The sequence below is a fragment of the Tepidiphilus sp. J10 genome, from assembly GCF_006980785.1.
In the GTDB taxonomy this organism is placed as follows: domain Bacteria; phylum Pseudomonadota; class Gammaproteobacteria; order Burkholderiales; family Rhodocyclaceae; genus Tepidiphilus; species Tepidiphilus olei.
The window spans coordinates 611,822-625,482 of record NZ_SBHP01000001.1 but is presented as its reverse complement, the minus strand read 5'-3'; the positions used below and the strand labels follow the sequence as shown (position 1 = coordinate 625,482).

The following is a 13,661-nucleotide window of genomic DNA, read 5'->3' as shown; positions in this document are numbered from 1 at the left end:
GCTTTAGAATCCACGGGATTTTTCGCAGGGGGTGGCCGCTGTGGGCACGGGTTTGATGCGCCTCGCGGCATGGCAGTTGGTTGTCGGGCTGCTCGTCGTGCTGGCGGCTTGGGCCGTGGCCGGGGAGGCGGTGGGTCGATCGGCGGCGATCGGAGCGCTCTCGGTGTGTATCCCCAATGCCGCGTTCGCCGCTTATCTGACGTTGCGCGCATGCTTGGGCTCACCCTCGGCAGTCGGATTCTTGGCCGGTGAGTTTTTGAAGATCGCCGCCATCGTGCTGTTGCTGTTCGCGTTCGTGCGACAGGGGGCCGTGGAGAGCTGGCCGGCGCTGCTCGCGGGCTTGATCGTGGCGCTCTATGCGAACGTGGCGGTTGCTGGATTTTTACGCAAAATCTGAGGGAAAAGCATGACTGCAAGCGCACAGGGGCCAACGGCGTCCGAATATGTCGTCCATCACTTGACCCACTTGAATACCCTGGGTGGGCCGCAGAAAGACATCGTCGACTTTTCGGTGATCAATCTCGATACGCTCTTTTTTTCGGTTCTGCTGGGATGGCTGACGGTCTACCTCCTGTATCGGGCGGCGAGAAAAGCCACATCCGGCGTGCCGACGCGCTTTCAGGCGGCGGTCGAGATCCTGGTCGAGATGGTTGCCGATCAGGCCAAGGGGGTGATTCACAGCGCCGAATCGCGCAAGTTCGTCGCGCCTCTCGGGCTGACCGTGTTCATCTGGATTTTTTTCATGAACGCGATGGATCTGGTGCCGGTCGACCTATTGCCCCGTATCTGGGAAGGTATTTATGTGGCTGCCGGGGGTGATCCGCACCACGCTTATCTCCGCGTGGTGGCCACGGCGGACATCAATGCCACTCTGGGTATGTCCATCGGGGTTCTGCTCATCTGCATCTATTACAACGTCAAAATCAAGGGGTTCGGGGGGTGGTTGCACGAGCTCTTCACTGCGCCCTTCGGCAGCCATCCGCTGCTCTACCCGATCAACTTTCTCATGCAGATCATCGAGTTCCTTGCGAAAACGCTCTCGCACGGGCTGCGACTCTTCGGCAACATGTACGCCGGTGAGCTCATCTTCATTCTGATTGCGCTGCTCGGTGGTACCGCCACCGTGCTCGGTTTCGTCGGCCATGTCCTGGCCGGTACGGCGTGGGCCATCTTTCACATTCTGATCATCACCTTGCAGGCGTTCATCTTCATGATGCTGACGCTGGTCTATGTGGGACAAGCCCACGAGGGGCATTGAGCCGAGGCCGGTGGCGGGATCGCGTTTCGCTGCCGGCAGTCGCGCGTAAACGTTGTAAAATCTTGCTTTTCTTTTTTCGTCATCAACCACTAGGAGTCGTCATGGAAAACGTTCTGGGTCTCGTCGCGCTCGCCGCTGGTCTCATCGTCGGTCTTGGGGCCATCGGCGCCTGTATCGGTATCGCCATCATGGGGTCGAAATACCTCGAAGCCTCCGCCCGTCAGCCCGAGCTGATGAACGCGCTGCAAACCAAGATGTTCCTGCTCGCCGGTCTGATCGACGCGGCGTTCCTGATCGGCGTCGGTATCGCGATGATGTTCGCGTTCGCCAACCCGTTCCAGCTCTGATCCTCGGAGTCGTGAACGCCCATCCGTTTTTTCATAGGGGGCAGACGTCGTGAATTTGAACGCAACCCTCATCGCCCAGCTGGTGGTGTTCTTCATCCTCGGCTGGTTCACGATGAAATACGTGTGGCCGCCGATCGTCAAGGCGCTCGACGAGCGTTCGGCCAAGATCGCGGAGGGGCTGGCGGCGGCCGACAAGGCGAAGGCGGATCTGGCGCTCGCCGAGAAGAAAGCCGTCGAAGAACTGCGCAAGGCGCGCGAGGAGGCGGCCCAGCTGCGCGCGGCCGCCGACAAGCAGATCGCCAAGCTGATGGAAGAAGCCCGGGCGGAAGCGGCCCGTCTCATCGCTCAGGCGCGCGAAGCGGCCGAGCAGGAGGCGCGCGCCGCCGTCGAGCGGATCAAAGACGATCTGCGCGAGGAAGTTGCCCGGCTCGCCGTCGCCGGCGCCGAACGTATCCTGCGCCGCGAGATCGACGCCAAGGCTCACGCCGAGCTCTTGGCCAACCTCAAACAGGAACTCGTCTAAGCCATGGCCGAAAAAGTCACCATCGCTCGCCCCTATGCGGAGGCCGCGTTCTCGCTGGCGCTGGGGGCCGGTGCGCTGGAGGCCTGGTCGCAAGCGCTGGAGCGGCTCGCCGCCCTCGTCACCCTCGACGAGGTGCGTAGCGTCCTGCTCGATCCCAAGGTCGACGATGAAAGCAAGGCGGGTCTGCTCCTGGATCTCGCCGGAGTCGACCAGCAACTGCCCGAAGCGGTGCGGAATTTCGTGCAGATGTTGGTAAAGAACGACCGTGTCTTGCTGTTACCGGAGATCCATGCGCTGTTCGTCGCCCGGAAGAACGATCACGAAGGCGTCGCCGTCGCCAAGGTCACGAGCGCGTTTGCGCTCGACGAGGCGACTCGGGAACGTCTCAGGCAAGACCTGGAAGCCCATTTCAAGAAAAAACTGCAACTCGAAATCACCGTCGATCCGGAGCTGATCGGAGGGGTGCGGGTGCAGGTGGGCGACGAAGTGATCGACGCTTCCGTACGTGGCAAGCTCGCGAACCTGGCCGCTGCGCTCAAAATCTAGGAGTCATTCGATGCAACTCAATCCCTCTGAAATCAGCGACCTGATCAAGAGCCGGATCCAGAACCTGCAGCTGTCCGCCCAGGCCCGCAACGAGGGCACCGTGGTGTCGATCGCCGACGGCATCTGCCGTATCCACGGTCTGGCCGACGCGATGCAGGGCGAAATGCTGGAGTTTCCCGGCAATACCTACGGACTCGCGCTCAACCTGGAGCGTGATTCGGTCGGTGCGGTGGTGCTCGGCGACTACGAGCATATCTCCGAAGGCGATACGGTCAAGGCCACCGGCCGCATCCTCGAAGTGCCGGTCGGTCCCGAACTGCTCGGACGCGTAGTCAATGCGCTGGGTCAGCCGATCGACGGCAAGGGTCCGATCGAGGCCAAACTCACCGACAAGATCGAGAAAGTCGCCCCTGGCGTCATCTGGCGTAAATCGGTGTCCCAGCCGGTGCAGACGGGCCTCAAGGCCGTCGATACGATGATCCCGATCGGCCGTGGCCAGCGCGAGCTGATCATCGGCGACCGCCAAACCGGTAAGACTGCAGTGGCCGTCGACACGATCATCAACCAGAAAGGCCAGAACATGTACTGCATCTACGTGGCGATCGGGCAGAAAGCCTCGACGATTGCCAACGTGGTGCGCAAGCTCGAAGAACACGGTGCGATGGAGTACACCACCGTGGTGGCCGCCTCGGCTTCCGATTCAGCTGCCATGCAGTATCTGGCTGCCTACGCCGGCTGCACCATGGGTGAATACTTCCGCGACCGCGGTCTGGATGCCCTCATCATTTACGACGACCTGACGAAACAGGCTTGGGCCTATCGTCAGATTTCGCTCCTGCTGCGTCGTCCGCCGGGGCGGGAAGCTTATCCGGGGGACGTGTTCTACCTGCATTCGCGGCTGCTGGAGCGCGCTGCTCGGGTCAACGAGCAGTACGTCGAAAACTTCACCAAGGGTGAGGTCAAGGGCAAAACCGGCTCGCTCACGGCACTGCCGATCATCGAGACGCAGGCCGGTGACGTTTCCGCCTTCGTGCCGACCAACGTGATCTCGATCACCGACGGTCAGATCTTCCTCGAAACCGATCTCTTCAACGCCGGCATCCGTCCGGCGGTCAACCCCGGCATCTCGGTGTCGCGGGTGGGGGGTGCGGCCCAGACCAAGGTCATCAAAAAGCTCTCGGGTGGGATCCGGACCGACCTCGCGCAGTATCGAGAGCTGGCGGCGTTCGCCCAGTTCGCATCCGATCTCGACGAGGCCACCCGCAAGCAGCTCGAGCGCGGCCGCCGCGTCACGGAACTGCTGAAACAGCCGCAATACTCGCCGATGAACATCGCGCAGATGGCGGTGTCGCTGCTGGCGGTCAACAACGGCTACTTCGATGACGTTCCCGTGGAAAAAGTGCTGGCGTGCGAGCATGACATGCACCAGTACGTGGCGCAGCAGCTGCCCGAAGTGATCGAGCGCATTCTGAAGACGGGCGAGCTTTCCGCGGAGGACGAAGCGCGTCTCAAGGATGCGATCGCCGCGTTCAAGAAATCCTGGGTCTGAGCGCACGGGCCACGGCACTAGGAGAAACGGGATATGGCCGGTAGCAAAGAGATACGAGGCAAGATCAAGAGCGTGCAGAACACGCGCAAGATCACCAAAGCCATGGAAATGGTGGCGGCCTCCAAGATGCGCAAAGCTCAGGAGCGGATGCGGACGGCCCGTCCCTACGCCGAGAAGATCCGTCGGCTCGCCGCCCATCTGTCGCATGCCACCGTCACCGAGTTTCGCCATCCTTTCCTCATCCAGAGGAAGCCGGTGAAGCGGGTCGGGCTCGTGCTCGTGACGACGGACAAAGGGCTTTGCGGTGGCCTCAATACCAACATCCTGCGGCACACCGTCAACACCATGAAGTCTTGGCAGGAAAACGGGGTCGAGGACATTCGCGTGGTGGCGATCGGCAACAAGGGCCTGGGGTTCATGCAGCGCATCAAGGCCAACGTCGTGGCCGAACGCACCCATCTGGGTGACCTGCCACATCTCGACCAGATCATCGGACCGGTGCGCGTGCTGCTCGACGCCTATACCGCCGGTGAGATCGAGGCGGTGCATCTGGCTTATACCCGTTTCGTCAATACGATGAAACAGGAGCCGGTGGTCGAGCAGCTGCTGCCACTGACCGGTGAGCGGCTAGGGGCGCCGGAGCATGCGTGGGATTACCTCTACGAGCCCGATCCCCAGTCGATCATCGAGGAGCTGCTGGTACGCTATCTCGAGACGATCGTCTATCAGGCGGTGGCCGAGAACATGGCCTCCGAGCAGAGCGCCCGGATGGTGGCGATGAAGGCGGCTTCCGACAATGCGGGCAACGTGATCAAGGAGCTGCAGCTCATCTACAACAAATCGCGGCAGGCGGCGATCACGAAAGAGCTCGCCGAGATCGTCGGCGGCGCGGCGGCGGTGTGACGGACAATGCACAATCGAGGAAATACACGATGACAACGGGTACGATCGTTCAATGCATCGGCGCGGTGGTGGACATCCAGTTCCCCCGCGATGCGATGCCGAAAATCTACGAAGCCTTGAAGCTGGAAGATACGAGCGAGTTTGCCGAGACCGGGCTCACGTTCGAGGTGCAGCAGCAGATGGGCGATGGTGTCGTTCGTACCATCGCCTTGGGTTCGAGCGACGGGCTGCGCCGCGGCATGAAAGTCAAGGCGACCGGCGCACCGATCTCGGTGCCCGTGGGGCATGGCACGCTCGGTCGGATCATGGACGTGCTGGGACGGCCCATCGACGAGGCCGGTCCCATCCAGGCCGACGAATACCGTTCGATCCACCAGAAAGCGCCGAAATTCGATGAGTTGTCTCCTTCGGTGGAGCTTCTCGAAACGGGCATCAAGGTGATCGACCTCATTTGCCCCTTTGCCAAAGGGGGTAAGGTGGGTCTGTTCGGTGGTGCCGGCGTGGGCAAGACCGTGAACATGATGGAGCTCATCAACAACATCGCCAAGCAGCACTCGGGCCTGTCGGTGTTCGCCGGTGTGGGTGAGCGCACCCGCGAGGGCAACGACTTCTACCACGAGATGAAGGAGTCGAACGTCCTCGACAAGGTGGCGATGGTCTTTGGTCAGATGAACGAGCCGCCGGGTAACCGTCTGCGCGTGGCACTCACGGGCCTGACCATGGCGGAGAAGTTCCGTGACGAAGGACGTGACATCCTCTTCTTCGTCGACAACATCTACCGCTACACGCTGGCCGGTACCGAAGTGTCGGCGCTGCTCGGGCGGATGCCTTCGGCGGTGGGTTATCAGCCGACGCTCGCCGAGGAGATGGGCAAGCTGCAGGAGCGCATCACCTCGACCAAGGTGGGTTCGATCACCTCGATCCAGGCGGTGTACGTGCCGGCGGACGACCTGACCGACCCTTCGCCCGCTACTACCTTCCTCCACCTCGACTCGACCGTGGTGCTGTCGCGCGACATCGCCGCATTGGGGATCTACCCGGCGGTCGATCCGCTCGATTCCACTTCGCGTCAGCTCGATCCACTCATCGTGGGTGAGGAACACTATACCGTGGCACGTGCCGTTCAGGCGACGTTGCAGCGCTACAAGGAACTGCGCGACATCATCGCCATTCTCGGGATGGACGAGCTTTCGCCGGAAGACAAACTGGCCGTGGCGCGGGCGCGTAAGATTCAACGCTTCCTGTCTCAGCCCTTCCACGTGGCCGAAGTGTTCACCGGCAGCCCCGGCAAGTTCGTTCCGCTCAAGGAGACGATCCGTGGCTTCAAGATGATCGTCGAAGGCCAGTGCGACGACATTCCCGAGCAGGCGTTCTACATGGTCGGTACCATCGACGAAGCGATGGAGAAGGCCAAGCAACTGCAATGACGATCTTGGCCGCCGTCGCCTGACGGTGGCCAGGCTCGTGCGTCGCGACCTTTCGGCCGCGGCGTATTCGACGAGGGGATGAAAAGATGGCAATGACCGTACACGTCGACGTCGTGAGCGCCGAAGAGCAGATCTTTTCGGGGCTCGCGGAGATGATCGTGCTGCCGGGGGAATCGGGCGAACTGGGGGTGCTGCCGGGCCACGCGCCTCTGCTCTCTCGTATTCGCCCTGGAGCGGTGCGCATCAAGGTGCCCGATCGTGACGAACCCGAGATCATCTTCGTGGCCGGTGGCATGCTGGAGGTTCAGCCCAATCTTGTCACGGTGCTTGCCGACACGGCGATCCGGGGGCGGGATCTGGACGAAGCGCGGGCGATGGAAGCCAAGCGCCGAGCCGAGGAGGCGCTTGCCAACCAGCAGGCCAAGATCGACTACGCACGGGCGCAGTCCGAACTGCTCGAAGCCGTGGCGCAGTTGCAGACCATCGAGCAGATCAAGCGCCTGAAGAACCGCGTGGGCGGACCTTGATCGCGCCTACATGTGCCTTGTACGTGAAAAGGGCCGCTCGAAGCGGCCTTTTTCATGTCGGGTGCTTTTTGCCGCCATCCAGCCGTTCGATCCGTTGGCGGAGCCGATCGAGGGCACGGACCAGCATGGCCGTTTCTTCCTTCAGCCGTTCATGCTCGGCGGAGGTGGGTAGCAAGCCCTTCTCTTCTTTCAGGGCTTCGATCAAGTTGGCCGCAAGTGCTTCGCTGGCGTTGCGCAGGGCGGTAAGGCCGGCGCGGAGTAAGCCGAGTAGCCGCAAGCCGACGATGGGGCCGAAACGCTCGGCGAACCAGCGCTCGAGCGCCGGCGTGGGTTCGGAGAACGCCTTGGCGAGCAGCTCGGCGATCGCCGCCTCGCCCTCGACATGGGTGCGTATCGCTGATTCGCGATCGAGCAGCCGGCGGCGCAGGAGTTCGTCGAGCCGTAGGCGAATGGTCACGGCGGGGTGGGATGTGGCATCGGACAGCAACCGCCCGTTCTCGGCGATCTTCAGCCCTAGGGGGGGCAAGGGGTCGATCTCGATGCGTATCGCGGCGCCCACGTGGGCGGCGAGCCGCTCCCGCCACCAAGGGACTTCGTCGAGGTGACGATCGAGCGCTGCGGTCAGCACGCCTTGCCACATGGTTCAGGCGATCGGTTGGATGCCGGCAAGGCGCCAGCCTCCGCCTCCCTCGGGCTTGACGAGATGCCAGTATTCGGCGAAGGGCTGCGGAGGAGCATCGGAGGATTCACGCAGACTGCCGGAGAATTCGACCGTGGCGACGTAGTGCCCGTCTTCGCGGGTGAGATCGACGAGGCGCGCTTCCAGCAGCGCAATGTCGGTCTTTTCGCCGGGATTCTGGCCGCCCTGGCGGCGTAGGTCGGCGAGCAGTTCGGGCGTGACGAGAGCGGCGATGGTTTCCCAGTCACCGCGATCGTGCGCCGCCTGTAGTTCGACGAAACGCCGCTTGGCTTCGGTGAGGAAGGCGGCTTCGTCGAGCTGGGCGCGTAGGTCGGTAGTATTCGAATCGCCAACGGAGAAGGAGGTGCTCGGGGCGCGTGGTGCTGCGGCGGGCTCGCTCATCGTGCGTTGGGTGGGGCCGGCATAGGCCGGTTCGGGTGTGCGCCGTGCCCCGGCGAAGCGGCGAAAGAGGGCGAAGAGCACCACGGCGAAGAGCACGAGGAGGAGCAGCGAGCCGAGTTCTTCGCCCAGGCCAAGGTGGTGGAAGAGCGCCGCCAATCCTAGGCCAGCGGCAAGACCGGCGAGCGGCCCCATCCAGGAGCGCTTGGGCGCGGGCTGGGGGGTTGTGCTGGGTTGTTGCGCCGGAGTCTGGCGTTGGGTGGGTGCCTGGGTGGGAGACGCCGGACTCGTCGGTTTCGTGGCGGGGGTGATGTTGCGCTGCATGCCGCCTCCGCCGAGCCGTCGGGCTTCGGCTACGTCGAAAACCGTGAAAGAGGCGAAGATCGCGAGCAAGAGAGAGAGCAAGGGTCGTTTCATGGGGCCTCCTTGGGGTTGGATCTCACAGTTTACGGCCGAGGTGCAGGGCGACCACGCCGGCGGTGAGATTGTAATAATCGACACGGCGAAAGCCGATGCGTTCCATCATCGCCTTGAGCGTTTCCTGGTCGGGATGTACACGGATCGATTCGGCGAGGTAGCGGTAGCTCTCGGCGTCGTGGGCGATTTTGCCGCCGAGCCAGGGGAGCACCTTGAAGGAATAGAGGTCGTAGGCCGGCGAGAGCGGGGCCCAAACGTGGGAGAATTCGAGCACGAGGAGCCGTCCGCCGGGTTTGAGCACGCGGTGCATCTCGGCGAGCGCCGCTTCTTTGTGCGTCATGTTGCGCAGGCCGAAAGCGACGCTGACGCAATCGAAACGGTTGGAAGGGAAGGGGAGCGCTTCGGCGTCGCACTGCGCTGTCGGCACCAGCAGCCCCTCGTCCAGGAGCCGGTCGCGCCCGCGGGCGAGCATGGCGCCGTTGATGTCGGTAAGCCAGACTTCACCGGTGGGGCCGACGCGCCGGGCGAAGGCCAACGCCAGGTCGCCCGTGCCGCCGGCGATGTCAAGCACCTTGTCGCCGCGGCGCACGCCGGAGAGGGTCACGGTGAATTTCTTCCACAGGCGGTGCAGGCCGAGCGACATGAGGTCGTTCATCAGGTCGTACTTGCCGGCGACCGAGGAAAATACCCGGCCGACGAGGCGTTTTTTTTCGGTTTCAGGCACTTGGCGAAACCCGAAGTCGGTGACCTCGTTCATGGGGTACGCGGTCCTTTGCAGCATGATGGCACAGGATCAATGATAACGCATTCGGTTTCCAAGGAGCCGGTGATTCGACTCGGAAGCGGTGCATCGGCTTGCGGCGTGGGAAACCGCTGCCGCGGGTCGCCCGAATACCCGGCTGAGCGCATGGCATCGGTGCGCGGCTGCCTGCTGCTCTTCGTGACCAGGCGCGTCGGTCGCGTTCCGCCCGCTTCGCTGTTGCCCCGTACTGGACGATTGCTACACGGGTGCCGAGCGTGTGCCGCGTTCGTACCAGCCGCGGGTGCGACGCACGAATTTCACGACCAGCAGCATGGCCGGCACTTCGATCAGCACGCCGACCACCGTGGCGAGCGTCGCCCCGGAGGAGAGGCCGAAGAGGCTGATCGCCGTGGCCACCGCCAGTTCGAAGAAGTTGGAGGCGCCGATTAGGGCCGACGGGCAGGCGACGGCGTAGTCCTCGCCCAGGGCGCGGTTGAGGCCGTAGGCGAGCGCGGCGTTGAAGGCGACCTGCACCACGATGGGCACGGCCAGCAGTGCGATCACCAGGGGCTGGGCAAGGATGGCTTGCCCCTGGAAAGCGAAGATCAGCACCAGGGTGGCAAGGAGCGCCGCGGTCGACCATGGTGCGATGCGGCGCATCGCCGCGGCAAAGGCCGCCTCGCCGCGTTTCATGAGCCGTGTGCGCCAGATCTGGGCGAGGATTACGGGAAGGACGAGGTAGAGGAGCACCGAGGCGACGAGCGTCTGCCAGGGCACCGTGATCGCCGACAGGCCGAGCAAGAATCCGACGAGCGGCGCGAAGGCGAAGATCATGATGAAATCATTGATCGCGACTTGGGTGAGGGTAAAGAGCGGGTCGCCGTCGGCGAGTCGGCTCCAGACGAAGACCATCGCGGTGCATGGGGCGGCAGCGAGCAGGATGAGTCCGGCGAGATAGGCGTCGATCTCGCCGGCCGGCAGCCATGGCGCGAACAGTTGGCGCAGGAAAATCCAGCCGAACAGGGCCATCGAAAAGGGTTTGACCAGCCAATTGACGAAGAGCGTCACGCCGATGCCGCGCGTGTGGCGTCGGATGTCGTGCAGAGCGCTGAAATCGACTTTCACCAGCATGGGGATGATCATGATCCAGATGAGGAGGCCCACCGACAGGTTGATTTCGGCGACCGACCAGCGCGAGAGCGTGGCGAACGCGCCTGGCAGCGCTTGGCCGAGCCCGACGCCGGCGCCGATGCACAGCAGCACCCAGAGGGTGAGGTAGCGTTCGAAGAACCCCAAGGGGGAGTCGTGGCCGGAGGCGGAAGACGTGGCGTGCGTTGTGCTCATGAACGAGTTCCTCGTTTACAGCCCAAGAGCCTGGCGAACGGCAGGCACCAGCCGGGTGCGGATTTCGTCGCGTACTTCGAGGAAACGTGCGAGCGGCTGCCCCATCGGGTCGGGGAAGGAAACGTGCAGCCGTGGCACCGGGCGGGGGAAGGCGGGGCAGGATTCCTTGGCGTCGTCGCAGACGGTGACGACGAGCTCGACCGGTTCGTCGAGCACGGCGTCGAGGGATTTGGGCACGAGCCCATCGGCCGGCAGGCCGGCGAGGCGCAGCGCGGCGAACACTTCGGCCGGCACTTCGTTCGCCGGCCGGGTGCCCGCCGAAATCGCCCGCACCGCGGGAGCGAGGTCGTGCGTGAGAATGACTTCTGCCAGTTGCGAGCGGCAGGCATTGTGCGTGCACAGCACGAGCACGGTCTTCGTCATCGTCATGTTCCTTGGGGCGCAGGGAGGGTCGTCGGAGGGAGTTTTTCGCTGGGTCCGGTTGCCGCCCCAGAGAGGCAAGTGACCCCGCCGCAGCAGTTCTGCGTGAGGAAGGCAAGGAGTTCGTCCATCGTCTCGTAAGCAGCGGCGTAGCGCAGGTACCGCCCCTCTTTGTGCCGGCGGATGAGACCGACGCGGTTCAGATGCGCGAGGTGGAAGGACAGTGTGGTGGGAGGCAGGCCGAGCGCTTCGCTCAGTTCGTTCGGATAGCGACCCTGCGGCCCAGCTTCGACGAGCAGGCGGAAGATGGCGAGCCGCGTTTCGTGCCCCAGCGCGGCGAGGAGTTCGGCAGCAAGTAACATTTCCATATTTCCATTATTGTTGAAGTATTGAATGATGTCAAGCATGCGATACCCGAAAAACCGTTCACCGACTATCCTGAGTCGACCAGGCGGTCGATGTGCCCGGCGCAGATGTGGAGGGAGGGGCAATGAACGGGGAACGAAAAAGGGCAGGGGCGTGGGACGTCTTGTTCGTCTTTCTGCGCCTGGGGCTGACGTCGTTCGGCGGGCCGATCGCGCATCTGGGCTATTTTCGCGAGGAGTTCGTGGTGCGCCGTGGCTGGCTCGACGAGCGGGAATATGCCGATCTGGTGGCGCTGTGCCAGTTCCTGCCGGGACCGGCGAGCAGTCAGGTGGGAATGGCATTAGGCTATCTGCGGGCCGGCTACGGCGGGGCGCTCGCCGCCTGGCTCGGGTTCACCCTGCCCTCGGCGGTGGCGATGATCCTGTTCGCGCTGGGCCTGACGCACTACGCCCAGGCGGTTCCCGCCGGCGTCTTGCACGGTTTGAAAGTGGCGGCGGTGGCGGTGGTGGCGCAGGCGGTGTGGGGCATGGCGCGCACGCTGTGTCCCGATGCGCGGCGCGTGACGCTGATGACGGTGGCGGCGTGCTGCGTCGCGCTCGCGCCGCTGGCTTGGGTGCAGGTGGCGGTCATCGCGGCGGCGGGCGTGGCCGGTTTGGCACTACTCCCAGGGCGGGAATTACCGCCGCCCGAGCCGTTGCCGATCGCGATGCGACGGCGGATCGGCCTCTTTTGGCTCGCGCTCTTCGCCGCGCTGCTCATGGTCCTGCCGCTGCTCGCCCACTTGACCGAAAACCCCACGCTCACGCTCGTCGATGCATTCTACCGCGCCGGCGCGCTCGTCTTCGGCGGAGGGCACGTGGTGCTGCCGCTGCTGCAGGCGGAGACGGTGCCGCGCGGCTGGGTGGACGCGCAGACGTTCCTCGCCGGCTACGGGGCGGCGCAGGCGGTGCCGGGGCCGCTCTTCACCTTCGCGGCTTTTCTCGGTGCCGTTCGCGAGATACCGCCGGCGGGCTGGACGGGCGGTCTGCTCGCGCTCACCGCGATTTTCCTGCCTTCGTTCTTCCTGATCCTCGGCGCACTGCCGTTCTGGGCGAAATGGCGCCACCTGCGGCACACGCAGGCGGCGCTCGCCGGCGTCAATGCCGCAGTGGTCGGCCTCCTGCTTGCCGCGCTCTATCAGCCGGTGTGGACCAGCGCGATCCTGCAGCCGCAGGATTTCTGTCTCGCGCTCGTCGCCTTTGTCGCGCTGCTCTTCTGGCGCGTGCCGCCTTGGGCAGTGGTCGGCGGGTGCGGTTTCCTGGGTGGGGTGCTGGGGTGAGGGAAGGGTTGCAGCGATGTGCCGTTGACATCACCATGTAACCTGACGTGCTTACTCTGCCGCCGTCGTCCCGATCGGGACTCGTGCCGCAGGAGCCGTCATGACCCTTGCCGTTGCCGTGCAACACCAGCGCGCCGCTTTGCCGGCGCTGGGGCGCTATGAACTGGCGCTCGCCGCGAGCGAGCTCGACGTGTATGAGGCGCAGCGTCTGCGCTACCGCGTCTTTCACGATGAACTCGGGGCGCGTTTGACGAGCCGTATTCCTGGGCTCGATTGCGATTTCTTCGATCCGTATTGCGAGCACCTCATCGTGCGCGACCGGGTGGAGCAGCGCGTGGTCGGCTGCTATCGCGTGCTCACGCCGGAAGGGGCGAAGCGCGTGGGCGGCTTGTATTCCGAGCAGGAATACGATCTGGTGCGCCTCGACCCCTTGCGCGAGCGCATGGTGGAGGTGGGGCGCGCCTGCATCGCGCCGGGGCATCGTCACGGTGGGGTGATTGCGCTGCTCTTCGCGGGGCTGGCGAGTTATCTGGACGTGCGCGGGTACCGCTATCTCTTCGGCTTGGCGTCGGTGCCGCTGCATGGCGGGATCGATGCGGTTCAGGCCCTGTTCGCGGCGCAGTGGGCGGCGCACGCTGCGCCGATCGAATACCACGTCACGCCGCGCCAGCCGCTGCCGGAAGTCGGGGGAGCGTCGAGCGTCGAGCCGGCGCCTTGCCCACCGCTCCTCAAGGCTTATCTCAACGCAGGGGCGTGGTTGTGTGGAGCACCGGCGCTGGATGCGGATTTCCAGTGCGCGGACGTGCCGGTTCTGCTGTCGGCCGAGCGCATTTCGCGGCGCTATGCGCGGCATTTCCGGGCAGAGGTGGGGAGGATGGGTTCCGGGGGATGAGGGG

General features: G+C 64.1%; 17 protein-coding genes. 11 read left to right on the top strand and 6 right to left on the bottom strand.

Annotation, left to right across the window (positions count from 1 at the left end; all coding sequences use genetic code 11):
• Positions 1-40 precede the first annotated feature (40 nt).
• The 9 genes from EPD81_RS03080 to EPD81_RS03040 all read left to right on the top strand — a co-directional run bounded on the left by EPD81_RS03080 (position 41) and on the right by EPD81_RS03040 (position 7,080).
• Positions 41-397: an ATP synthase subunit I gene (locus EPD81_RS03080; protein ID WP_169115470.1), complete on the top strand. Its 357-nt coding sequence runs from the start codon at positions 41-43 to the stop codon at positions 395-397.
• 9 nt (positions 398-406) lie between these two features.
• Positions 407-1,258: a F0F1 ATP synthase subunit A gene (gene atpB / locus EPD81_RS03075; protein WP_142803935.1), complete on the top strand. Its 852-nt coding sequence runs from the start codon at positions 407-409 to the stop codon at positions 1,256-1,258.
• A gap of 101 nt (positions 1,259-1,359) precedes the next feature.
• Positions 1,360-1,605, top strand: a complete 246-nt coding sequence (gene atpE / locus EPD81_RS03070) for a F0F1 ATP synthase subunit C (RefSeq protein ID WP_142803934.1) — start codon at positions 1,360-1,362, stop codon at positions 1,603-1,605.
• A 49-nt stretch (positions 1,606-1,654) separates the two neighbouring features.
• Positions 1,655-2,128: a F0F1 ATP synthase subunit B gene (locus tag EPD81_RS03065; RefSeq protein ID WP_028875395.1), complete on the top strand. Its 474-nt coding sequence runs from the start codon at positions 1,655-1,657 to the stop codon at positions 2,126-2,128.
• A 3-nt stretch (positions 2,129-2,131) separates the two neighbouring features.
• Positions 2,132-2,674, top strand: coding sequence for a F0F1 ATP synthase subunit delta (locus EPD81_RS03060; RefSeq protein ID WP_142803933.1), 543 nt, complete (start codon positions 2,132-2,134; stop codon positions 2,672-2,674).
• Positions 2,675-2,684: 10 nt separating this feature from the next.
• Positions 2,685-4,223 (top strand): F0F1 ATP synthase subunit alpha, encoded by a 1,539-nt coding sequence (gene atpA / locus EPD81_RS03055; protein ID WP_142803932.1) that lies wholly within the window; start codon positions 2,685-2,687, stop codon positions 4,221-4,223.
• A gap of 33 nt (positions 4,224-4,256) precedes the next feature.
• Entirely contained in the window at positions 4,257-5,126 is an 870-nt protein-coding gene (gene atpG, locus EPD81_RS03050) for a F0F1 ATP synthase subunit gamma (RefSeq protein ID WP_142803931.1), read from the top strand.
• A 29-nt stretch (positions 5,127-5,155) separates the two neighbouring features.
• Entirely contained in the window at positions 5,156-6,553 is a 1,398-nt protein-coding gene (gene atpD, locus EPD81_RS03045; protein WP_142803930.1) for a F0F1 ATP synthase subunit beta, read from the top strand.
• 86 nt (positions 6,554-6,639) lie between these two features.
• Complete coding sequence (locus EPD81_RS03040; RefSeq protein WP_142803929.1) at positions 6,640-7,080, top strand: F0F1 ATP synthase subunit epsilon; 441 nt, start codon at positions 6,640-6,642, stop codon at positions 7,078-7,080.
• A 52-nt stretch (positions 7,081-7,132) separates the two neighbouring features.
• Here the strand turns inward: EPD81_RS03040 and EPD81_RS03035 are convergent, their stop codons facing one another.
• The 6 genes from EPD81_RS03035 to EPD81_RS03010 all read right to left on the bottom strand — a co-directional run bounded on the left by EPD81_RS03035 (position 7,133) and on the right by EPD81_RS03010 (position 11,449).
• Positions 7,133-7,720 (bottom strand): hypothetical protein, encoded by a 588-nt coding sequence (locus tag EPD81_RS03035; protein ID WP_142803928.1) that lies wholly within the window; start codon positions 7,718-7,720, stop codon positions 7,133-7,135.
• A gap of 3 nt (positions 7,721-7,723) precedes the next feature.
• A complete protein-coding gene (locus tag EPD81_RS03030; protein WP_142803927.1) occupies positions 7,724-8,575 on the bottom strand; it encodes a Tim44 domain-containing protein in 852 nt (283 codons plus the stop codon).
• A gap of 22 nt (positions 8,576-8,597) precedes the next feature.
• Complete coding sequence (ubiE, locus tag EPD81_RS03025; RefSeq protein ID WP_142803926.1) at positions 8,598-9,332, bottom strand: bifunctional demethylmenaquinone methyltransferase/2-methoxy-6-polyprenyl-1,4-benzoquinol methylase UbiE; 735 nt, start codon at positions 9,330-9,332, stop codon at positions 8,598-8,600.
• 243 nt (positions 9,333-9,575) lie between these two features.
• Positions 9,576-10,661 carry an ACR3 family arsenite efflux transporter gene (gene arsB, locus EPD81_RS03020; protein ID WP_142803925.1) on the bottom strand — a complete coding sequence of 362 codons (1,086 nt, stop codon included), beginning with the start codon at positions 10,659-10,661 and terminating at the stop codon, positions 9,576-9,578.
• Between the two features lie 15 nt (positions 10,662-10,676).
• Positions 10,677-11,090, bottom strand: a complete 414-nt coding sequence (locus tag EPD81_RS03015; protein WP_142803924.1) for an arsenate reductase ArsC — start codon at positions 11,088-11,090, stop codon at positions 10,677-10,679.
• Entirely contained in the window at positions 11,087-11,449 is a 363-nt protein-coding gene (locus tag EPD81_RS03010; protein ID WP_142803923.1) for a helix-turn-helix transcriptional regulator, read from the bottom strand. Before EPD81_RS03010 ends, EPD81_RS03015 begins: the two co-directional genes overlap by 4 nt.
• Positions 11,450-11,571: 122 nt before the next feature.
• Here EPD81_RS03010 and chrA point away from each other — a divergent pair, with 122 nt between their 5' ends.
• Positions 11,572-12,765: a chromate efflux transporter gene (gene chrA, locus EPD81_RS03005; RefSeq protein ID WP_142803922.1), complete on the top strand. Its 1,194-nt coding sequence runs from the start codon at positions 11,572-11,574 to the stop codon at positions 12,763-12,765.
• 100 nt (positions 12,766-12,865) lie between these two features.
• A complete protein-coding gene (locus EPD81_RS03000; protein WP_142803921.1) occupies positions 12,866-13,657 on the top strand; it encodes a GNAT family N-acetyltransferase in 792 nt (263 codons plus the stop codon).
• Positions 13,658-13,661: the final 4 nt, after the last annotated feature.